The sequence below is a fragment of the Streptosporangium amethystogenes subsp. fukuiense genome, from assembly GCF_042665875.1.
GTDB classification, from domain to species: domain Bacteria; phylum Actinomycetota; class Actinomycetes; order Streptosporangiales; family Streptosporangiaceae; genus Streptosporangium; species Streptosporangium fukuiense.
On the sequence record NZ_JBHTEE010000001.1, the window covers coordinates 3,867,075 to 3,888,773 of the forward strand.

Here is a 21,699-nt window from a genome sequence, read left to right on the forward strand (position 1 = left end):
GGAATCCCCCCACCCCGGAACCGGCCGGCAAAGCCGTGACCGCGATGTGCGCAGTCGACGGGAGCATTGCCAAGGCCGTCGCGTGAGGCCCTGCCCCACGGGAATGACCCGGAGGCAGGGACGGTGGGACAGCGGCCAGAAAAAAGGGGGGCCCGATGGGAAGCTCGCAGTCGCCCGAGGTGCGCCGACGTGACCTACTGGGACTGTCCGCCGCCGCCATGGCGGGAGGTCTCCCCCTTGCCGCCTGCGGCGGCTCGGTGAGCCCGGTCGAAGCCGGGGCGTCCCCATCCGCGTCGGGATCCGCCGCCCAGGAGCAGGAGGCGCCGGTGACACCACCGGAAGATCTCATGCGTGAACACGGGGTGCTCAAACGCGTCCTGCTGATCTACCGGGAGGGGATCCGGCGGATCGAGGGCGGCGAGCCGGTGCCGGCTCAGCCGCTGAACGCCGGGGCGCGCATCATCCGCGACTTCATCCAGGACTACCACGAGCATCTGGAAGAGCAGTACGTGTTCCCGCGGCTGCGCGAGGCCGGCAAGCTCACCGACACCGTCTCGGTTCTACTGCTTCAGCATCAGAGAGGTCGCGTCCTGACCGACCGCATCCTGCGGGCCACCGGCGCATCGGCCACACCGCGAACGGGGGATCGCCGCGAACTGGTCGCCGCCATGGCCGCCTTCATCCGGATGTACGAGCCGCACGAGGCCCGCGAGGACACCGTCGTCTTCCCCGTCTTCCGCGACGTCGTCCCCGCCAAGGAGTTCCTCCGGTTGGGAGAGACCTTCGAGGACGAGGAGCACCGCCGCTTCGGCCAGAGCGGGTTCACCGGCGTGGTCGGCCAGGTCGCCGACATCGAAAAGGCTCTCGGGATCTACGACCTGGCCCGGTTCACCCCGCGGGTGTGAAACCCGTGCCGGCAGTCGTCCCTGTGGTCTAGGACCGCCACTCGGCCTCGGTGAGGAGTTCGCGGGCCAACTCGGCCAGCGCGGCCCGGTCCTGGGTGAGAGCGGCGCGTCCCGCCTGGGTCGCGCGATACACCCGGCGCACCCGCCCCTCGACGGTGCGCTGCTCAGAGGTCAGCAACCCGTCCGCCTCCAGCCGATGCAGGGTCGGATACAGCGTGCCAGGGCTGATCGCATATCCGTGCCGCTTCAGCTCCTCTGCCATCCAGGCACCGTGGATATCCTGTTCGGCCGCGTGGTGCAGGATGTGCAGCCGCACCGCACCACGCAGAAACTCCCGCATGCGCCCCCCTGCCTTCCGCGTCACCGGTGAACGTTCGGTGACAGAGAAATGACGATACCGATAGCCGCCCTCGCGGTGAGCCACCGGTGGTTCCGTGGTCGAGGGACGCGTGCACGCCACCTCGGCCACGGGTGAGTCAGGAGACCCCGGCCTCGCGCATGTCGCGGACCTCTCGCTTGAGCTCCTTGATCTCGTCACGGAGCCGGGCGGCGACCTCGAACTGCAGGTCGGCGGCGGCCTGGTGCATCTGCTCGGTGAGCGACTCCATCAGCGCCTCCAGCTGGGCCCTGGGCATCTCTCCGGCGATCGCCCTGGCGTGCTGGCCCGCCTGCTTGACCGCGAAACCGGGGACGGGTGCCTTGCCGCGCGACTGCTGGCGGCCGCTGCCACCGAGCAGCTGGGCGGTGTCGGCGTCCTCCCGGCTGAGCGAGTCGAGGATGTCGGCGATCTTCTTGCGGAGCGGCTGCGGGTCGATGCCGTTGGCCTCGTTGTAGGCGATCTGCTTGGCCCGGCGGCGGTTGGTCTCGTCGATCGCCCGTTCCATGGAGGGGGTGATCCGGTCGGCGTACATGTGCACCTGGCCGGAGACGTTTCTGGCCGCGCGGCCGATGGTCTGGATCAGGGAGGTCTCCGAACGGAGGAAGCCCTCCTTGTCGGCGTCGAGGATGGCCACCAGCGACACCTCGGGCAGGTCGAGGCCCTCGCGGAGCAGGTTGATGCCGACCAGCACGTCGAACTCGCCCATCCGCAGCTCGCGCAACAGCTCGATGCGGCGCAGGGTGTCGACCTCGCTGTGCAGGTAGCGGACCCGGATGCCGAGTTCGAGCAGGTAGTCGGTGAGGTCCTCGGACATCTTCTTGGTCAGCGTGGTGACCAGGACCCGCTCGTCCTTCTCGGTGCGGGTGCGGATCTCGTGGATCAGGTCGTCGATCTGCGACTTGGTCGGCTTGACGATCACCTCGGGGTCGATCAGGCCGGTCGGCCGGATGACCTGCTCGACCACGTCGCCCTTGGAGCGGCCCAGCTCATAGGGGCCGGGGGTGGCCGACAGGTAGACCGTCTGGCCGATCCGCTCCAGGAACTCCTCCCACTTCAGCGGGCGGTTGTCCATCGCGGACGGCAGGCGGAAGCCGTGGTCGACGAGGGTGCGCTTGCGGGAGGCGTCCCCCTCGTACATCGCGCCGATCTGCGGGACGGTCTGGTGGGACTCGTCCAGGACCAGCAGGAAGTCCTCGGGGAAGTAGTCGAGCAGGGTGTTGGGCGCGCTGCCCGGCTCGCGGTCGTCCATGTGCCGCGAGTAGTTCTCGATGCCGGAACAGCTGCCGATCTGGCGCATCATCTCCAGGTCGTAGGTGGTGCGCATGCGCAGCCGCTGGGCCTCAAGGAGCTTGCCCTGGCGCTCCATGGTCTCCAGGGACTCGGCCAGCTCGGCCTCGATGCCCCGGATGGCCTTCTCCATCCGCTCGGCGCCCGCGACGTAGTGCGAGGCCGGGAAGATGTAGAGCTCGGTGTCCTCGGTGATCACTTCGCCGGTCAGCGGATGCATGGTGGAGAGCTTCTCGATCTCGTCACCGAACATCTCGATCCGGACGGCGAGCTCCTCGTACTTGGGAATGATCTCGACGGTGTCGCCGCGCACCCGGAAGGTGCCCCGGGTGAAGGCCAGGTCGTTGCGGGTGTACTGCATGTCGACGAGGCGGCGCAGCAGACTGTCGCGCTCGATCTCCTGGCCGACCTTGAGCCTGACCATCCGGTCGACGTACTCCTGCGGGGTGCCCAGGCCGTAGATGCACGAGACCGAGGCGACCACGATCGTGTCGCGGCGGGTCAGCAGCGAGTTGGTCGCCGAGTGGCGCAGCCGCTCGACCTCCTCGTTGATCGAGGAGTCCTTCTCGATGTAGGTGTCGCTCTGCGGGACGTACGCCTCGGGCTGGTAGTAGTCGTAGTAGGAGACGAAGTACTCGACCGCGTTGTTGGGCATCATCTCGCGCAGCTCGTTGGCGAACTGGGCGGCGAGCGTCTTGTTGGGCTGGATGACCAGGGTGGGTCGCTGGAGGCGCTCGATCAGCCAGGCGACCGTGGCGGTCTTGCCCGTACCCGTGGCGCCCAGCAGGACGTTGTCCTTGTCACCCGCCTTGACGCGCCGTTCGAGCTCGGCGATCGCGGTGGGCTGGTCGCCCGAAGGGGTCATGTCGGTGACGACCTCGAAGGGGGCCACCTTGCGCTGCAAATCTGTTACCGGCCTCACCTGTTCCACTGTAGGCGGCGTGACCGACAATCCTTCTCCGTACGGTCCCTCACCGGGGCACCCGGATTAACCGCGAAGCAAGTGAACCGCAAGCGAGGTCCCCTTTACTGGTCGACGTGCCTGCGCTCACAAAGCGTGATATATCGAGCTTTCGACATACGACTACCTCGGAGGTGTGATGTCCCGGCCAAGAGAAGCCATGCAGTACGCGAGGGCCGCGGCCCAGACGATAGGGCAGGGCGGCGACATGCGCCAGGTGGTCGGGCAGGCCGTCGGACAGTTCGCGGGCCAGATGACAGGGCAGCCCAACGGTGGACCGGGTGACTCCGGAGGCTCGGGGAACGCGGGCTTCGCGCTCAACCCCTCCGACTTCGCGGCCGCCCGTGACCAGGGCGCCTCCCCGGGCACGGTCATCGAGGCCCGCAGCGCGCCGCTCAACGAGGCGGGCGAGATCGTCAACCGGAGCTTCGGCGGCAAGGGCCAGCACGGCGAGTCCGTCCACGTCATCTCCCCCGTGGTCATCCCCAAGAGCGGTGCCGCCAAGGTGATCATCCCGCTGGTGGTGCTGGCCGGCCTCGGCCTGGTCGGGCTGGTCGCCACCGGCCTCCCGGACGGGGCACGGGTGCTGTTCGGCCCGCACTACTGGGCCGTGCTGGTGCTGGCCGCGGTGTTCCTGTGGTGGCGCAGGAGCGTGGTCATGGTGCCCGAGGGCTGCAAGGCCCTGATCACCAAGTTCGGCAAGCTCGTGCAGATCGCCGAGCCGGGCCGGGTGACGCTGTTCAACCCGTGGAAGCGGGTCAGCTACATCGTCAACACCACCCGCGAGTACCCCTTCAACGCGCCCATCCGCGAGGCTCCCACCCAGCAGGGCGTCAAGGCCAGCGTCGACCTGTTCCTGCAGTTCCGGATCGAGGACCCGGCCGAGTTCATCTTCGTGCTCGGCTCGGTCAGCGGCTTCCAGGCCAAGCTGCAGAACGCCATCAGCGAGGTCACCCGCTCGCTGATCTACTCCCAGCGCGCCGAGGAGATCTACGACCTGGTCGGCGAGAGCACGATGGGCATGCTGGACAACCTCAACCAGCAGTTCCTGCCCGCCGTACGGCTCACCGACGTCAACATCACGCACGCCGAGCCGTCCAGCCAGGAGTACCGGATGGACCTCGCCGCCCCCGAGATGATCAGGGTCGCGAAGGAGGCGTACACCTACGAGTACGAGCTCCAGCTGCGCAAGGAGCAGAACGAGGGTGACCTGATCAAGGAGCTGGCCGGGCTGCAGGAGCAGCTGTCGGCCATCCACGCCGAGATCGCCGGATACCAGGCCCGGATGGACACCGCGCTGGAACGCGCCTCGCACCAGGCGAAGGCCCAGGCGAGCCAGCGGCTGGTGGAGGCGGAGTCCACCGCCAAGGCCAACGCGGCGCTGCTGGAGGCCCAGGCGCTGGACATCCGCGCGCTGAGCGCCGCCGAGGCGCCGGAGATCCTCGACTACCGGTTCCAGCAGGACCTGCTCGACAAGCTGGAGTCCGTCGCCTCGCACCTGCCGCGCCTGGTGCAGGTCGGCGAGGACGTCGACCTCGACCTGCTCGCGCTGGCCAGGCAGCTGGTCGGCAGCCGCGAGGCACAGCTGTTCTCCGAGGCGGACATGGCCGCGATCAGGGCCCGGATGGCCGAGATCGGCGGCCGCGTCGAGGAGCGCGGGGCGGAGATCACCGCCCTGCTCAATCCCCCCGCCGACGTCGCCGCTCCGGTACGAGACGAGGACTGACGTGCACCGGAACGGACCACGAGGCGAACGAGGAGCGGTGAGGACCCAGTGAGCAACGGAGAATTCTCCAAGATCAAGGAATCTCTGGCCTCCTGGTCGGAGATCCGCCAGCTGCTGCGCGGCGGCGAGTCGGGCCAGCTGGTCCCGGTGGTGATCCCCAAGGACCGGCGCGGCTTCGCCTGGGTGACGCTGCTGTTCTTCGCCCTCTACCTGGCGGGCACCGCCGCGCTGGCCGACGGGGTGTTCTCCCTGCTGGCCGCGGTCGGCGCGGTGTTCTTCCTGGTGGTGGCGCTGATCTGGCTCTGGCGCCGGGCGATCATCGAGATCGAGGAGGGCACCACCGGCGTGCGCAGCCGGTGGGGCGCGATCGTCGGCACGCTGCCTCCCGGCCGCCACTACCTGTGGCTGCCGTGGGACCGGGTGGACGCGGTGGTGGACACCTCCACCGAGATCCCCTACTCCGCGCCGATCGTGGCCTGCCCGACCGCGGAGAACGTCCCGCTCAAGTCGATCGAGTTCTTCCTGAAGTTCCGCATCGTCGACCCGGTGGCCTTCGTCCGTACGATCGGCGCCGGCAACTTCGACCTGGTGCTCAGCAGCGCCGTACAGGACGCCATCCGCCAGCGCAGCCGCCTGGTGCGGACCGAACGCGCCTACGACCTGCGCGGCTCCGACGTCGGCGACATGCAGGAACTCCTCACCCGCCAGCTCGGCCGGTACGGCGTGCGGATCACCGGCGCCAACATCCCCGACGTGCAGCTGCCCGACCAGTACCAGCAGCACCTGGCCACCCGGGAGAAGGTCGCCAAGGAGCTGTCGGCCTTCGAGCGCGAGTGGGAGCTCACCCGCAAGCGCAGGATCGACACCCTGCTGATGGAGATCGAACGCGCCAAGAAGACGCGGGACGCGCGTATCGTCGAGGTGCGCGCCGCCGCCAACACGGCGCGTAAGGACGTCGCCCGCATGCTGGAGGAGCACGAGACCGAGGCGCAGCGGGTGCGCTGGGAGATCGAGGCCAGGGGCCGGGCCGAGCTCACCTCCGCCGAGAACGAGGCGAAGGGGCTGCGCAGGCTGGCCGACTCCTATCGTGACAACCGCGCCGTGCTCCAGTACGAGCTGGCCCGCCGCAGGCTCGACGTGGGCGCCAAACTCGCGGAGAGCGCACCTCGTCCCGTCGTCGTCCGCACCACCGGCGCCTCCGGCGACACCTCCGCACTGTCCACCCTGCTTCTGGCCCAGCTCCTGCCCCAGTTGGGCGGCGGCAACGGCCAGGTCGCCCCGCCGAACCAAATCCCCTGAGAAAACCTGGAGTCAAGATGGTGTTCCGTAAGCTGATGGCCGCGTTCGGGGCGGGTGTCGAGGTCGACACGGTCCTGCAGAACTCGCACGTACGGCCCGGCGAGGTCCTGCGCGGGCAGGTCAACTTCCGCGGCGGCGGCTCCGACTACCGGGTCGAGGGCATCTTCATCGACTTCACCGCGGTCGTCGAGGTCGAGAGCGGCGACAACGAGTACAAGTCGACCTACAGCTTCCTGCGCCAGCAGATCACCGGGCCGTTCCACCTGGCCGCGGGCGCCCCGCAGTCGGCCCCCTTCCAGATCCAGGTCCCCTGGGAGACCCCGATCAGCGCCATCGGCGGCCACCCGCTGCGCGGCATGCAGCTCGGCGTCTCCACCGAGCTCGCCCTGGCCGGCGCGCTCGACAAGGGCGACCTCGACCCGCTGTTCGTCAACCCGCTGCCCGCCCAGGACCACCTGCTCGGCGCGCTGGACCGGATGGGCTTCCGCTTCAAGAAGGCCGACCTGGAGCGGGGCACCCTGCACGGCTCGCGGATGCCGTTCTTCCAGGAGATCGAGTACTACGCGGGCGGCGAGTACCACCGCCACTTCAACGAGCTGGAGCTGACCTTCATCGCCGGCCCCCAGGCGATGGACGTCATCCTGGAGGCCGACAAGCGCGGCGGTTTCCTGTCCTCCAGCCACGACAGCTACAGCCGCTTCACCATCCACTACAACGACCACCCGGGCCAGGTCGAGCAGTCGCTGCGCGGCGGCCTCCAGGCCATGGCCCAGAAGCGCGGCTGGTTCTGACCTCTCACACACACGGCCGGGCCCCCACCATCGGGGCCATGGCCCAGAAACACGGCTGATTCTGACCTCTCACACACGGCCGTGCCCCGTCATCGGGGCGCGGCCGTTTCGCGTTTCAGACGGCCTACTTTCAGAGGCGATTCCCGCGCTTCCTCTCGGCCGCCAGGCGGCGTGCCATTTCGCCGAGGGTTTCCGTGCACATCACGTTGAGCAGGTCATCCCCGCCGAGGAGCTCCTCGGACAGGGTGTGCCTGCGTATGGCACGGTAGCCGCCGGCCGTCTCGGAGATGAGCCAGTCCCTGCCGTACCTGGCGACCAGAATGGCGATCTCCCCCGGTCCCCCGGTCATCGTCGCGCCAGTCGGAACCAGACGATCCGGCCCGCCGCGCCCTCGTGCCAACCCCACGACAGGGACAGCTCGCGAACCAGCCAGAGCCCACGGCCGCCCTCCGCGCCCTCGTCCTGCCCGGGCGGAATCCTGGGGGCACAGGTGGCGGACCCGCTGTCGGTCACCGCTATCTGGACGCTCTCCCCGCAGTTCGCCACCGCGACCGTCACCAGCCCGCCGGCGCGTCCCGACTCCGAATGCCGCACCGCGTTCGACACGAGTTCACTGACCAGAAGCTCCGCGTCGTAGGTATCCCGCTGACCTGATCTCCTCAGCACGCCTCTGACATATCGCCGGGCCGTACAGATCGACCCGGCCACCCCGGGCAGTTCGACCCTGCCCAGCAGGCCGAGCGCGGAAACCGCTTCGGCACTCATTGGATCATCACCATTCCTGCAAGGTGCCAGTCGCTCGAAAAACGCCTGTCACGATGTCTCCGCTTTGCTGTGACGCACGACTGCCCGACGACATCCGATGGGGGCGGGCGGGTGCCGCTAACCTGCCGGGCGCAGGACCCGGTCCCAGGAGGTGTGCGTGTCATGGTGGGCGCGTTCGCGCCGGTCGAGTGTCACGCAGATGTTGTCCCCGGCGAACGCCTCCCGCCAGACGTAGCCCTGGATGCAACTGCGCGGCCCGTCCGGGCCGTCCGTCCAGCGACCGGCCCCCATCATGTTGTCGGCGATGACCTGGTCGCGGACCTCCTGGGTGACGCAGACCTGGTCGAAGTCGTCGGCTCCTCGCCAGACATAGCCCGGCTTGCAGGCGTTGGGGCCCAGGACGAGCTTGGCCGGGTTGCTCCGTGATGCGGCGGCGGCGTTGTCGGAGATCACCTGACGGCGCGTGCCGGGGGACACGCACACATTGTCGTGCGGCGTGGCCAGTCGCCGCGTGTACGCGAAGACGCACTGGCCGTCCTCCTGCCAGTTCGGGGCGTCCGCGGTGTCGGCCTGGGTCTGCTCGTAGACGGCCGGTGTCACGCACACCAGGTCGTCGTACGTCGCCTTGCGGTGGACGTAGCCGTTCAGACACTTCTGGGGGAGATCGGTGCTGACCGTGACGACCGCCTCCTCCTGCCCCACGGAGTCGATCGAGACGCTGACCCCGTTGGTGTTCAGCGACGTCACGGGATTGCGCGTTATACGGTCTTTCAGCAGGTACGACACGCCGTTCTTGACCTCGTGCAGCAGCACGAGGTCGGCGGGGATGCCGGCGCTCTGGCCGGTCTTCTTGCGGAACTCCACCGTGTAGTAGTGGAACGGGTCGGCGGCGTCGAACGGGACGCGTACCATCCGTGTGCCGATCTTGCCGGGTTGGTCCAGCGGTACGAGGCGGACGGTCCGGCTCGCCACGCCGTCCGCGCCGAGCGTGACGATCCGGTGCGGCTCCAGCCAGCCCATCTCGTCACGGGTGGGACCGTTGAGGCCGACCGCGCTGGTGCCGAACCTCTCTGTCCGGTACGTGTGGATGTGCATGGCGCTCATGATGTCCCACTGGTCGTCGTACTCGCCGAACTGTGCCCAGTCGACCAGGCGGAAAGTGGGGTCGTCGGAGAAGGAGTGGTCCCTGTCGTAGCCGTGCAGCAACTCGTGGGTGGCGAATCCGAGGTTCCAGGCGAGCGGGTCCAGCAGCACCCGCTTTCCCCAGCTGCCGGAGTCCACCGGGGCGTTGATCATGACGGCGGTCCAGTGGTTGGACGGAACGGTGTAGCCCGCGGCGGCGGCCGTCTGCACGCAGTCCTCGATTCGCTGCCACCGGCTCTTGGTCCTGGCCTGCTCCAGAGTGAAGGGCATCGTGTACCAGCCCTTCACCACGGATCCCGCCACGCTCGTCCGACCGCCCGACTGATCGGCCAGGTAGTCGGCGAACCCGCCGAGGCCCTTGCCCGCGTCGGTGAACAGCTCCCGGAAGAACTGCGGGGGCCTGGGCTCCTCCGGACGGTCGGCGAACTTGCACAGCAGCACCGACCAGGGCAGGTCGCCCTGTACCGGGTACGCCTGGGCCGGCAGGGCGGGCACGCAGAGCAGAGCGAGCAGCGCGATCGCGGCGGTCAGCGACGATCTTCGTAAGCGCATGAATCCTCCTTGGACACCCCCGACACCAGACCAAGGTCTCAACCGCCGCTTGTTGTTCACTTGTACGTGAATGAAGACCCCACCGACCGGTTCCCGGCTCGCGCCGTCGCCCACGAAGTGGCTGCCAGGCCACCACCTGCGAAGGCGGTCCGGGCCGCCTGTCCTGAACCCCGTATTCCGGCCTTTTCAGTGGTCCACAAGCCGCTTCCCAGCGCCGTGGGCGAGCATGCGACAGCGGGATGCCTCCGCCTGAGGAGGGGCGCGATGAGCGGTGGCGAACGGAGTGAACACGGGGAAGGCTCCGCGCCACGTGTCCGGGCGGGCCACGGCGCGACGTCGTGGCCCGCCCGGGGATCGGTCGCCGCCCACGACATTCCGATGGCGAAACGAAGGTCCCGTGAAACGTGTCACGACCCTGCTCGTCTTAGGCCTGCTCACCGCGTTGTCACCGGCCCCCGCCCAGGCGGTCGCCGCGGAGAGGCAACTGGTCGTCCACAGCGTCCAGGCCGACCCCACCTACACCGGGCTGTGCCGGGGAGCCGAGAACGGTGTCAGGGTGACCGCGCGGTTGACCTACACCGGCCCAGGCGAGACCTATCTGACACTCGTCTTCGACGGCCCGGGATCCCGCGAGATCACCTGCGTCCTGCTCCGCACACGTACGGCTTGGACCAGCTACCACCTCGCCATCACCGCACCCGCCTCGCATCGCACCCTGAGTCAGAGCAGCACGACGACCTGCGCGGCCCCGCCCGTCGACATCGCCACCGTGAGCGAGCTGAACTACGACGGCGCGTGCGGTCCGGCCTTCTCGACCCCGCTGCGGGCCAAGATCACTTCCGGCAAGGGGACGACGCGCTACCAGTGGGTCGACGAGAACGAACAGCCGCTGCTCGGAAGCGATGTGCAGACCGTACAGATCACGGAGGACGGCGGCACGCAGTACGTCGACGGCCCGCGGCTGCCGCGACAGCGTCCGGGCAGCGGGAAGGTGGCGCTCCTGTTCCCCGACCTGAACTCCACCCCCCTCATGTCCGGCCTGACCGCCTGGTCCACGACCTGCCGGCCCCTCGCCACGCCGAATCTGACCCAGGTGGAGTTCACCAGCGAGGACGAGAGCTGCGAGCTGCCCAAGCCCGCCATCTTCACGCTGAAGGGCTCGATCACCGCGCTGGGGCCGGGCCCCATCCGCTACGCGTACGCGCGCAAGAGCGCCCAGACGAACAACGCCTGGGTCCGCGACCCGTGGACCTCGTTGACGCTCACCTCGGCCGGCATCGTCGACGTGTCCAAGCAGTGGACGGTGCCCGCCGGCCGGCGCGGGGAGCAGGGGTACTGGCGCCTTGAGATCGACGAGCCGTACGCGAGCGTGTCCGGCCAGGCCCGCTACTGGTTCTACTGCCCCGACTAGCGGTGAGCCTCCCGCCCCGGGCCGCCTCATTCCTCGAAGCGGTCCGGGGCATTGATTCGCCCTCCCGATAGGCATATGGATTACGCACCCCTGACACCTCATTTGGTCGCTTAAGGAAAGGACGGGGGCGCGGGCGGTCGTCAACATATGACGCCTCGCGATTGATTGAAACAACGGTCTGCTCGACCACCGAACCTCAGCCCGCGAACGACCGTCCCGGTGGCCGATTCTCGCGTCTCCTCTCGGCTGCCAGGCGGCGGGCCATTTCACCGAGGGTGGCCATGCACACCACATTGGACAGGCCACCCTCCTCGGACAGGCCATGGCGGCGTACCGCGTAGTAGCCGCCTCCGGCAGCCTCGGAGATGAGCCACTGCCTGCCGTACCGAGCGATCAGGACGGCCATCTCTCCCGGGGCCGGCACACCGGTCATCGCCGCGCCAGCCGGAACCAGACGATCCGGCCCACCGCGCCCTCGTACCAACCCCAGGACAGCGCGACCTCGCTGACCAGCCAGAGCCCACGGCCGCCCTCGGCGTCCTCGTCCGGTTCGGCCGGCACCCTGGGAACGCACGTGGCGGAGCCGCTGTCGCCCACCGCTATCTGGACGGTCTCGCCGCAGTTCGCCACCACGACCGTCACCAGCCCGCCGGCGCGTCCCGACTCCGAATGCCGCACCGCGTTCGACACCAGTTCGCTGACCAGAAGCTCGGCGTCGTAGGTGTCCCGCAGACCTGACTTCTCCAGCACTCCCCTGACGTATCGCCGGGCCGTGCCGACCGACTCGGCCACCCCGGGCAGTTCGACACTGCCCAGCAGACCGAGCGCGGGAACCGCTTCGGCGCCCATTGGATCACCGCCATTCCTACGAGGTGCCAGGCGCTCAGAAAACGCCTGTCACAATGTCTCCGTTAACCAGGCGAATTGTCCATTTAGTTCCTTGACATCGTCTGGATAAACACTTGGCACCATAGAGTGCACAGAGTTAGGCTGCCATTACAGAAAGAATCGACCGACAAATGAACGACGACCCTCTACACACGGTGTAGCCATTTGTCATTTATTTGACGGCCGACGTCATCAAAACGTTGGAGAGGTGAAATGGGAAACGACCTCGACCCGCGCCTGACACCAGCCCAGCGCTTCGGCCGCGAGCTGGCGCGGGCCCGCAGGGAGGCGGGCCTGTCACAGACCCGGCTCGGCACTCACCTGGGCGTCTCGTCGTCGCTCATCGGCCACATCGAGATCGGCAACCGGAACCCCAGCCTTGACCTGGCGGCCCGCTGCGACAGGTTCTTCAAGACGGACGACCACTTCACCCACCTCTGCCGGAACATCACCGCCCCCACCGGACCACGCTGGTTCCTGAGATGGTCCGAAGAGATCGAACCCCGCGCCCGCGTGCTGCGCTGCTGGGACCCGCTCCTGGTCCCCGGCCTGCTCCAGACGGAGAACTACGCACGAGCCGTTGTCCGTGGCGGCCTGGCCGCCTCGGAGCAGGAGGTCGAAAACCAGGTCAGCGCTCGCGTCCGACGACAGCTGATCTTCAAAAGGGAGACCCCGACCATCCTGTGGGCGCTTCTCGACGAGTGGGTGCTCCGCCGCCCTATGGGAGGTCCGGAGGTCATGTACGAGCAACTCGACCATCTCGCCTCCGCCGCCGACTGGCAGAACGTAAAGGTGCAGATCGTTCCCCACGACACCTCCTGCACGACAGGGCTGCTGTCCGGATTCGTTCTCGCCGAACTCTCGGACGCGCCGACCGCCGTCTCCATAGAGTCGGCGGGAGAAGGCGAAGTTTCAGCGGAACACAGTCTGGTAAGTGTCGTCTGGGATAGATATGACAGGATCCGAACAGAGGCACTTCGTCCCAGCCAGTCGCTAGATATGATCAAAGAAGCGAGGGACCAATGGAAGCAACAGACCTGACCGGCCTCGACCTCTCCAAGGCCACCTGGAAGAAGAGCTCCCTCAGCGGCGAGAGCGGTGGAAACTGCGTCGAAGTCGCCCCCCTCCCCCGAGCCATCGCCATCCGCGACAGCAAAAACCCCACCGCCCCAGCCCTCACCTTCACCCCAACCGAATGGCACACCTTCCTCACCGCCGTAAAATCCGGCCACTTCGACTGACCAACAAGACCGTTCTCTGCAACCGGACCTCGAATACCCGCTCGGAGATCCACTCTCGCCCGAAAACCATACGCACCCGACCGTCCCAACGGTCGGGTGTTGTTTTGATATGGGGCATGGCTCACCCCTGACGGTGTTCGATCCATAAGGACAGATATCTTCGACAGGTCAGTACTTCTTGGCCCCAGGAGGTGAAGGCAATCGGACCTTTTGGAGAATCGATGAGTTCGGGACCTACAGGGAGAAGTAGGCACCCGGCCCTCGTTGAGCTTTTTCTTTTGGGAGCCTCGACGGACCGATCGTTGAGAAGTGGCCCGTGAGGGAACAGCGACGTCCATTGACGTTGGAAGATCGCGAGGAAATCTCGCGATGCCTGGCGTCAATCTCTCAAACAAAGAGATAGTGCGACATATCAACCGGAGCGAGTCGGTGATATGCCGGAAAATCCTCCGTAATGGTGGTCGTGAAACGTGCCGTGCTCACGCGGCGCAAAAACGCGCCGAGGCGGAGAGGCACCGCCCAAAAGACCGGAATTTGGACGGTGCCCCCTGCCCGAAGCGGGCGGTGGTGTCACGGTTGCGGCATGGGTGGTCGCCTGATTAGATCGCGGGCCGGCTGAAGTATGCCCGGTGTTTCGGGAGACGGTGGACACGGTGTCTCATGAGGCGATTTACACCTGGATGTACGCGCTGCCCAAGGGAGAGCTGGGCCGGCCATGGACGAGTTCAACGCGGGGGAACTGTTGCCGAACCCCGGGGGCGAGACCGAGACGGAGATCCTCGACTGGGTGACCCGGGACGGCGAGACCGCACTGCACCCCTCGTGCACCGCGCGGATGGGCGTCGACGACATGTCCGTGGTGGACCCGCTCTTCATGCGGGTGCACGGTTTTTAGGGGCTGCGCGTGGTGGACGCCTCGGTGATGCCGTACGTGACCAACGGCAACCTCTACGCGCCAGTAACGATGGTGGCTGAGAAGACGGCGGACCTGATCCTGGGCAACACCCCACTCGCCGCCGAGCAGGTGGACTTCTATCGCCACCGCGACGGGACAGCCCGCCACTGAGGCCAAAAGCTCGGTGTGACGCCTACGTCTCCGACATGCACCGAAAGGTGATCTCCGGGTATCGATGCGATCACTTTGACTGGTTGAGGAGTACAGGATTATCCTGATCGCGCCGTGCTTGAATTCTTACGTGCCATCACGATCATTTTAGGATGGAGGGGGTGGATTCTCGAACTTCGAGAATCCACCCCCTCCATCCGTCGCGTCACCGAACAGGGCAGGTTAGTCCATCGGGAATTTCTGGTTTTCCAGAGTGGATCCCCGAACGCACTTCAGGGGGATGGTGACTCCCTTGACGTACGCTCCCCAGTCGTTCTCGATCCCGTACCTCTCCACATCGCAGCGGACGGTATGGCGAACTTTGACTGAATACCCCTTGCCCTTGAACGTGAAGAAGAGCTTAAGGCCGCTTTCCATATAGTGGCCGAACCGATCGATTTCGCAGTCACCCAAATAGGGCGCCTTGCATTCCGATATGATATGCCTGTAGGACTCCTCGACCGTAGTTGGGTTATTCGGGTCGTCATTGACCGCGACGTGCTCGCCGATCTTCTGGTCCTGATCGTACTTGACCGCCAGTTCGCCGATGATTGTTCCCGTCGTGCCGGAGCCATTCCAGAATGACGGATCAACCGTGACACCGGCTTTGGCCTCGGTCACCTGGAGATTGTGGCGGAAGGTAGTGAACGCCTTGATGCCCATTCCGGAGCCCTGCTGCTTGCCCTTAAGGGCTTTAACTACAGCCTTGCCGAACTCGGTTCCCCACCCCCACTTCGCGTTGGTCGGATATAGATACATGTAATTCCTGAAGGTATCTATATCCCACCGCTGCATGAGATTCAGGCTGCCATACCTTTCATGGTCAGGCCACCTGGACTCGATGGAGGTGCGGACATGCCACCCCTTCCTCCCGAGGTAGTCGGTCTTCTCGCAATACAAACTGAAGTGATACGTCGCGCACTGACCTGGTCCCGCACTACCGCCCGTGGAGCCCCCCGATACCCCACAGACCTCTTCGACCCTGCCATCGGGGTGCACGAAGCCGGAGCACGGGTCATACCCGTCGGTCCCGTCTTGGTAGTTCGGCAGCGGGGCGTCGATGAAGGTGTGATTCCCGCAGCGGTCGAAGACGGAGATGGAGATGGTGGATTCGATGCCCTCCACCTGACCCGCCGCGCTGGCTGTCGATCGCGCCGCAGTCATGGCCGTGCTGGGCGCGGAATCGCTGGTATCGGTCCAGGTGCGCTTCACCTCGGCGATGACCCGAACAGAGCCATCGGGCATGGCTTGCACCACGCCGTTGCGCACCTCTACTGCGGAGCCACTTCGAGTGATGCCTCTGTCCTCCAGAGCCCGTTGCTCATGAACCAGGGCAGCGTTGAGGAGTGAGAGTTTCGCCGTGTTGGGCCCGGCGGGGGTAACGCCAGCCGCGTCCCAAATCGTGGCTGATCGGCCTTCGAGGACAGCGTCCTGCGCCTGGTAGTAGGCCTTGACCCGGTTGATGTACTCTTGCGCCCCAGACTCTTCAGCGGCGACAGCCCTAGCCAACGGCTGTTTCCCATCCAGGAATGGAATACACGGGTTGGACGTGTCCTTGACCGGTGCTGGTGGCACGGCCTTGGGGGTGACCGTCGTCTCCGCCCAGTCGCTGTGCCCGAATGCGGTCTTGGCGCGCACCTTCGCCGTGTGGGATTCGCCGTTTGCAAGCCCGGTGACCGCCGCATACGGGTCCTTGACCACCAGGGTCTTCACCACGGAGTCGGCGCTATCGACTACCTCAACATCGTAGCCGTCCAGCATCGCCATGCTGCCGTTGTCCAGGGGCAGGCCCCAAGTGACGACCGCACTGGCATCGCCTGCCTGCGCAGCGAGATTGAGTACCTTGCTTGGCGGCTTCGCCGGCAGGTAAGTGAGCGCTAACGACGGCTGCTCAACCGCTGTCGTCTCGCCGAAGGTGATGACCTCGTCCTTGTTAGAGGTGAGCAGCAGCCACCGGAAAGTGTCGTCGCCGATGTTCGCCTTCGGATCGCCGATCGGCAGTGAGAAGTTACCGCTGGTGTCGGCATCGTTCGGTAGATCCGACCCCTTGCTCTCGCTGGTGACTGGCGTCTTCAACGGCGTCGCTGTGATGACGGTATCCGCCGGGCAGGTGGCTCCCGCGCAGGTGGCAGTGCCGAGGTTGAGGATGTCTTCGGAGATGGCCGCCCCATCCGGCAGTTCGTCGAGCTTGAACCCGATCACCGCTGCTGTTTTGCCGACGCCGGTGCCGCCGACCTGCATGACGGTGACGTCCTCCACGGTGCACGGCTCTCCGTTGCAGGCGGTGGGGTCGGTCTTGGCGGTTTTGATGACGAAGCTGTCCTTGCCCAGTGTCAGATGCCGGACATCCTCCACCGGGGGCGGCGGCGGTGTACCGGGCGTAGTGAAGGAAGCGGGGGCGGTCTTGGGGGTGCAGATCTCTTCGATGCCTGAACCGTCTGGTGTGGTGGCGCTGGTAGCCGCCCTTGGCGCGACAGCTGAGGGTGTGGTGCCGCCGAGGGGGGTGTTCATGTCGGTGGTGATCTCGGCGGCGGTTTGGGCGCGGTTGTAGATGCGGACGTCGTCGATGGCGCCCTTGAAATATTCGCCGTAGGCGGTGTTGCCGCCGATGTGGAGCTTTCCGGCGTCGTTCATGATCGCGCCGGTGATGGCCGCTTGGCCGATTTGGGTGCCGTTGTGGTAGAGGCGGGCGGTGCTGCCGTTGTAGGTGACGGCGAGGTGTGCCCAGGTGTTGGTGGTCAGGGCGGTGGTCGCGGTGACGACTTCAGGTACGTCGTCGATGGTGAACCAGCCGGTGGGGGCTCCTTCGGCGGTGGCGTACAGGCTGTAGGACAGGTCGTCGAAACCGTTGTGGTCCTTGGCGATGACGGTGCGCCAGCCGTCCAGCGCGGTGGGCCTGACCCAGGCCGACAGGGTCAGCGCGTTGGTCAGCCGCAGGGAGGGGGAGCTGTTGACGGTGACCCAGCTGGTGGTGCCGTTGAAGGACAGGGCCTGGCCGAATTTGCCGGTGGTCCACGTGGTGCCGCTTGCGGTGCCGTTGTTGGTGCCGGTCGCGTCGGCGACGGCGGTGCCGGTGCCTTCGTTCATGCCGTAGGCCGCCACCAGTCCGGCAGGCGTCGGGGTCGGGGTCGGAGTCGGTGTCGGTGTGGGGGTGGTTGTCGGCGTTGGTGTGAGGGTGGGTGTCGGGTTGGGGGTGGGATCGGTGCCGGGGTCGCCCCCGTCCTGCGGGCCGGTGACGCAGGCGGTCATCTGCCACTTGTAGGTGCTGCCGGCTTGCACGGTGTTGGCCGGGAGTTGGAAGGAGGCGCGTTCGCCGCCGTTGACGGTGCGGGCACCGAGGGGGGCCGAACCGACCGGTAGCCCGTTGGTGTCGTAGAGGTAGTACTTGGCGGTCACCGCGCCGCCGGAGGGGCGGTTGACCATGCCGGACAGGATCGGCTGGACCGGGTCGGCCATGCCGGTCTCGGTGTCGGAGGGCAGCGTCGGGGCGTCGCTGGTGATGCGGTAGGCCGGGCTCTCGTTGCAGGAGGGCGGGGTGACGCCACTGCGGCAGGCCTTGACGACGAACTTGAAGCTGGCCGGGTTGTCGAGGGTGAAGACCTTGTCCAGCGGTTGGCCGGAGGGGATGTTGTTGTGGGTGGTGGTGCCGGGCACGCCGACCAGTGAGCGGATCTCGTCACCGGTCAGGACGCGCTGGTAGGCGTGCACGTCGTCGACGGCGCCGTCGAAGGTGGTGTCCGCTTCGCCGAAGAGACTGCCGCGGCCGAGTTCGAAGGCGCCACGGCCGTTCCAGGTGACGGTGTGGTCGCGTTCGGCGTTGAGCTCACCGTCGACGTACAGGCGCGTCTTGTGCGCGGTCGCGTCGTACTGCACCGCGAGATGGGTCCAGCGGCCGACGCTCGCCAGCTTCCTCGACCCGATGGGGATGGGATCGATGTCGGTGGCGCTGTCGCTGTCCATCACGTTGAAGATCCAGCGCTGGTCCAGCTCGGCGGCGTTGGAGGTGAGGTAGCCGAGGCTGAAGGCGGGCTGGTTGGTGCCCATCTGGGAGAACACGGCCTGGTCGGCGGCGCCGCTGTCGAGCCGGGCCCAGACGGTGACCGTGTAGCTCTGGTTGGTGTTCAAGACGGGTCCGCTGGTGCGGGCCCGTCCGCCGGGGGACAGTTTGACCGCCTGGCCGAGCTGGCCAGGGATGCGGCTGTAGGTGCCGCTCAGAGTGGCGTTGAAGCCCTTGCCGGTGGCGTCGGCGGCGCTGGTGCCGGAGGTCTCGTCCAGCTTCCACCAGGCCGCCTCCCCGACGGGCAGTTGCGCGGCCGGGGGCGCCATGGTCGAGTCGTTGACGGTGACGGTGTAGTCCAGGTCGGCCGTCTCAGGGATGCTGGACTTGTAGGTGACCTTGACGTTGGTGCTGCGGGCGATGGCGTCGTTGCCGACCATGGAGTCGATCGACTCGGCGGAGACGGTGGGGATATCCGGCGGCAGTACCCAGTCCACGCTCAGCTTGGGCACCTTCGGGCCGCCCCACAGCTGGGCCCAGAACGAGTAGCTCTCGCTGGTGTCCCTGGGGACCGGGAGCTCGTCGCCCAGCCGCAACTGCAGGCCGTGGTTGGGGGTGCCTGAGGCCCAGGCGCGGGTCATCGTGGTCAGGTCCCAGCTCCAGACCGCGCCGTCCGTGGTGACCTGGGCGCACGGGTCGAGCGAGGAGCGTTCATTGGGGCTGGTGGCCGGCTGGTTCTCCCAAAAGGTGTCATCGGCGACCCACGCCTCGGTGATCCGATGGGCCGCGACCGACTGCAGGGTGCCGCACGTGGCGTCGCCGTTCAGGTACAGCTGCATGGTCGCCTTGACCACATGGCGGCCGGTGATGGCAGCGGTGTCGAACGCCAAGAGTGCACGGGTGGCGTACTCGTTGGGATAGCTGCAGTTACCGAGTGTCGGGCAGCTCTTCTGGTTGGACCGGGCGACCAGGCCCGGCCCCTGCTGGGAGACCGGGGACTTGACCGACACCTCCTGCGTCACCCCGAGCGTGGTGGTGGGGTCCACCGTCACCGGATACTGCGTGGCCGGGTCTGCCAGCCACTTCGGGTCCGGTTTGAGCACCAGCACGGTGCCGCCGTTCTCGGCCCTCACCTCGGTGTCGACCTTGGCTTCCCGGCCCGGCTGCTTGGCGTCGGCTTTGGCGGCGGTCGCGTCCCACATGCGTGGCGCGGGAGCGGAGGCTACCTTGCGGCCCTTGCCCGCTGACAAGGTGAGCATGCCGGACTTCGTCTCACGAAGTGTGAGCCCCGGAGCGTGCACCGGCAGCCGGAACTCCACCGGCCCACTCGGCCGCTCACGCAGCACCACATCGTGCCGGAACCCGGTCGGCAGCGCGGTCACCACCAGGTCCGCCGACGGGCCGGCGGCCCCGGCGTAGGTGGCCACGTTGCCGTTGACCTGCGGCTTCGGCAGCGCTGTGGGCCAGGACAGGCCGAAGCTGTCCGTACGGCCCAGCCGCATAGTGGCGAACGGTGTGGTACCCCCGGCCGACAGCCGCAGACCGGCCTTGGCCAGACGCGGCTTGAGCACGCCGTTCTCTTCGACGAGCGCGGTGTCGATCCACGCCCAGGAGCCGTCCGCCTGCCGCAGTTGGGCAGGGCCGTTGTAGGACTGGGTGGACAGATGCCCGTCCGGATACGCCCAGGTGCGTGAGGTCTCGGTGAAGGCGGCCTCCACCGCCACCGGTTTGTTCTGCTTCCTGGCCTCCGCGACCGCCGCACGCAGCGGCGCGTCCGGGTCCTCCGGACGTGGGAAGGTGGTTGTCGAAGGTGTGGGGGGCGGGGTCGGTTGCGGATCGGCCTGGGCGGACGCTGATACGCCTGCCACCAGCACCGATGCCGTGACTGTGAGCACCATCGCCACAGGCAGGAAAAGACGAGGTGGTTTTGACCACCTCGCCACACTGACTAAATTGTTCACTGACACCCTTTTCCGTTAAGGGGCAACCAGCAAACAAGCCTCACCTTTAGCCAAGTTCACCTAGCAATACAAGAAGAATCACCATAAATACTGGGTGAGCACAGCCTTCGAGGTGAAGCTTGTCGACAGGTCGCTGATGTTCCGGCACCTTTGTTCCATGATCATGCCGGAAATCGGTTAGGAGGTTATTGACGTTTTCTGCACGGTTCTTGTCAATTCGTGCACGGCGTCGTCGTGCCGGGCCAGGTTCCGGTAGTCGCGGGGCGAGGTGCCGTACGCGGCGCGAAAGACCCTGCTGAAGTGCGCGCCGTCGACGAAGCCCCAGCGGGTGGCGATGGCCTGGATCGGACGGGAGTCCAAGGCGGGGTCGGCCAGGTCGCGGCGGCATCGCTCCAGACGGCACTGGCGAATCCAGGCCGCGACCGTCATGCCCTGTGCCTGGAACAGCTTGTACAGGTGCCGGGTGGAGATCTGGTGGGCGGCCGCGATGAGATCCGCGGTCAGGGCCGGGTCGCCGAGGCGGTCGCGGATGAAACGATGGATCCGGGCCATCAGGGCCCGCTGCCGCGCCTCGGGCGACAGGCAGGCGGCGGCGTCGAGCTGGTGGGCGCAGCCGGCCGCGATCAGGTCCAGCGTGATGCCGCCCAGGGCGGCGCTGTCGGCCTCGGTGTAGTCCTCGGCGTTTCTCATCAGCTCGAACAGGTGGCCGGCCAGTACGGCGCCGATCCCGCCGCGGGCGGAGAACGGCACCGCGGCGAGCCGGCCGACGGTGCTGGAGCGCAGGCCCAGCGAAGCCCGGGGGAACTGGACGACCACGGTCTCGCTCCTGCCGTCCTTCGCCGACCGCCAGGCCCGGTAGGGATGAGAGGAATCGATGAGAATGAACTGCCCGGCGCCGAACACGGCTTCCCGGCCGCCCTGCGCCAGGGTGCCACCACCACTGACGATGAGATGGAGCTGGTACACCTCCAGATCGCACTGCCGGACGAGCTTGGGAGTCCACTCCGACCACAGCGCCGGATGGGTCAGCACCGACACCTGCACCTCGCCGAGGTCCAGCACCCGCACCGAGGCCTGAAAATCGGCTTCGCCATCGATGCGAACCCGGGAGGACAGGTGAGTCTTCGATGCCATCTCGAACCAGGAGGGAAAGCGATCCTCTGGAGCCAGGTTCTCTGTCCGCAATTCCGTGACTACCATGTGTGCCCCCTGTGATTCAGGTTGAGTCCACGGATGTGGTGTACGGGGTCCGCCGGTAACGGCCCCCGTTCACCTCCACTCCGCTCCA

The 21,699-nt window shown here is 66.9% G+C and carries 18 protein-coding genes; 9 read left to right on the top strand and 9 right to left on the bottom strand.

The window, feature by feature from the left end; genetic code table 11:
• The first annotated feature begins 155 nt into the window (after positions 1–155).
• A complete protein-coding gene (locus ACFQVD_RS16295) occupies positions 156–905 on the top strand; it encodes a hemerythrin domain-containing protein (RefSeq protein ID WP_343968813.1) in 750 nt (249 codons plus the stop codon).
• A 28-nt stretch (positions 906–933) separates the two neighbouring features.
• Here ACFQVD_RS16295 and ACFQVD_RS16300 read toward each other — a convergent pair whose 3' ends face one another.
• The gene (locus ACFQVD_RS16300) at positions 934–1,245 is read right to left on the bottom strand and encodes a PadR family transcriptional regulator (RefSeq protein ID WP_343968811.1); all 312 of its coding nucleotides are present in this window, start codon (positions 1,243–1,245) and stop codon (positions 934–936) included.
• A 136-nt stretch (positions 1,246–1,381) separates the two neighbouring features.
• On the bottom strand, positions 1,382–3,493 hold the full coding sequence (gene uvrB, locus ACFQVD_RS16305) for an excinuclease ABC subunit UvrB (protein ID WP_343968809.1): 2,112 nt from the start codon (positions 3,491–3,493) through the stop codon (positions 1,382–1,384).
• Positions 3,494–3,692: 199 nt separating this feature from the next.
• Between uvrB and ACFQVD_RS16310 the strand changes: the two genes are divergently transcribed.
• Genes ACFQVD_RS16310 through ACFQVD_RS16320 form a run of 3 tightly spaced genes read left to right on the top strand, consistent with a single transcriptional unit; the run spans position 3,693 to position 7,348 of the window.
• A complete protein-coding gene (locus ACFQVD_RS16310; protein WP_343968807.1) occupies positions 3,693–5,258 on the top strand; it encodes an SPFH domain-containing protein in 1,566 nt (521 codons plus the stop codon).
• Positions 5,259–5,306: 48 nt separating this feature from the next.
• Entirely contained in the window at positions 5,307–6,557 is a 1,251-nt protein-coding gene (locus ACFQVD_RS16315) for an SPFH domain-containing protein (protein WP_343968805.1), read from the top strand.
• 17 nt (positions 6,558–6,574) lie between these two features.
• Positions 6,575–7,348: a sporulation protein gene (locus ACFQVD_RS16320; RefSeq protein ID WP_343968803.1), complete on the top strand. Its 774-nt coding sequence runs from the start codon at positions 6,575–6,577 to the stop codon at positions 7,346–7,348.
• Positions 7,349–7,478: 130 nt separating this feature from the next.
• Here ACFQVD_RS16320 and ACFQVD_RS16325 read toward each other — a convergent pair whose 3' ends face one another.
• From ACFQVD_RS16325 to ACFQVD_RS16335, 3 genes are all read right to left on the bottom strand, one after another.
• Positions 7,479–7,697, bottom strand: coding sequence for a hypothetical protein (locus ACFQVD_RS16325; RefSeq protein ID WP_343968801.1), 219 nt, complete (start codon positions 7,695–7,697; stop codon positions 7,479–7,481).
• A complete protein-coding gene (locus tag ACFQVD_RS16330) occupies positions 7,694–8,113 on the bottom strand; it encodes an ATP-binding protein (RefSeq protein ID WP_343968799.1) in 420 nt (139 codons plus the stop codon). The genes ACFQVD_RS16325 and ACFQVD_RS16330 overlap by 4 nt, the downstream gene beginning before the upstream one ends.
• A 117-nt stretch (positions 8,114–8,230) precedes the next feature.
• On the bottom strand, positions 8,231–9,808 hold the full coding sequence (locus tag ACFQVD_RS16335) for a hypothetical protein (RefSeq protein ID WP_343968797.1): 1,578 nt from the start codon (positions 9,806–9,808) through the stop codon (positions 8,231–8,233).
• 397 nt (positions 9,809–10,205) lie between these two features.
• Between ACFQVD_RS16335 and ACFQVD_RS16340 the strand changes: the two genes are divergently transcribed.
• A complete protein-coding gene (locus tag ACFQVD_RS16340) occupies positions 10,206–11,219 on the top strand; it encodes a hypothetical protein (RefSeq protein ID WP_343968795.1) in 1,014 nt (337 codons plus the stop codon).
• 196 nt (positions 11,220–11,415) lie between these two features.
• Here the strand turns inward: ACFQVD_RS16340 and ACFQVD_RS16345 are convergent, their stop codons facing one another.
• Positions 11,416–11,652 carry a hypothetical protein gene (locus ACFQVD_RS16345; RefSeq protein WP_343968793.1) on the bottom strand — a complete coding sequence of 79 codons (237 nt, stop codon included), beginning with the start codon at positions 11,650–11,652 and terminating at the stop codon, positions 11,416–11,418.
• Positions 11,649–12,068 carry an ATP-binding protein gene (locus tag ACFQVD_RS16350; protein WP_343968791.1) on the bottom strand — a complete coding sequence of 140 codons (420 nt, stop codon included), beginning with the start codon at positions 12,066–12,068 and terminating at the stop codon, positions 11,649–11,651. The genes ACFQVD_RS16345 and ACFQVD_RS16350 overlap by 4 nt, the downstream gene beginning before the upstream one ends.
• A 252-nt stretch (positions 12,069–12,320) precedes the next feature.
• Between ACFQVD_RS16350 and ACFQVD_RS16355 the strand changes: the two genes are divergently transcribed.
• The 4 genes from ACFQVD_RS16355 (at position 12,321) to ACFQVD_RS16370 (ending at position 14,414) form a co-directional block, all read left to right on the top strand.
• A complete protein-coding gene (locus tag ACFQVD_RS16355) occupies positions 12,321–13,148 on the top strand; it encodes a helix-turn-helix domain-containing protein (RefSeq protein ID WP_343968789.1) in 828 nt (275 codons plus the stop codon).
• Positions 13,130–13,348 (top strand): DUF397 domain-containing protein, encoded by a 219-nt coding sequence (locus tag ACFQVD_RS16360; protein WP_343968787.1) that lies wholly within the window; start codon positions 13,130–13,132, stop codon positions 13,346–13,348. The genes ACFQVD_RS16355 and ACFQVD_RS16360 overlap by 19 nt, the downstream gene beginning before the upstream one ends.
• Before the next feature lie 715 nt (positions 13,349–14,063).
• Positions 14,064–14,243, top strand: coding sequence for a GMC oxidoreductase (locus ACFQVD_RS16365; RefSeq protein WP_386271450.1), 180 nt, complete (start codon positions 14,064–14,066; stop codon positions 14,241–14,243).
• Between the two features lie 9 nt (positions 14,244–14,252).
• Complete coding sequence (locus ACFQVD_RS16370; protein ID WP_386271452.1) at positions 14,253–14,414, top strand: hypothetical protein; 162 nt, start codon at positions 14,253–14,255, stop codon at positions 14,412–14,414.
• Between the two features lie 222 nt (positions 14,415–14,636).
• Here the strand turns inward: ACFQVD_RS16370 and ACFQVD_RS16375 are convergent, their stop codons facing one another.
• Both ACFQVD_RS16375 and ACFQVD_RS16380 read right to left on the bottom strand, forming a co-directional pair.
• Positions 14,637–20,348 (bottom strand): LamG-like jellyroll fold domain-containing protein, encoded by a 5,712-nt coding sequence (locus ACFQVD_RS16375; RefSeq protein ID WP_343968934.1) that lies wholly within the window; start codon positions 20,346–20,348, stop codon positions 14,637–14,639.
• Positions 20,349–20,588: 240 nt separating this feature from the next.
• Positions 20,589–21,545, bottom strand: a complete 957-nt coding sequence (locus ACFQVD_RS16380; RefSeq protein ID WP_343968785.1) for an AraC-like ligand-binding domain-containing protein — start codon at positions 21,543–21,545, stop codon at positions 20,589–20,591.
• Positions 21,546–21,699: the final 154 nt, after the last annotated feature.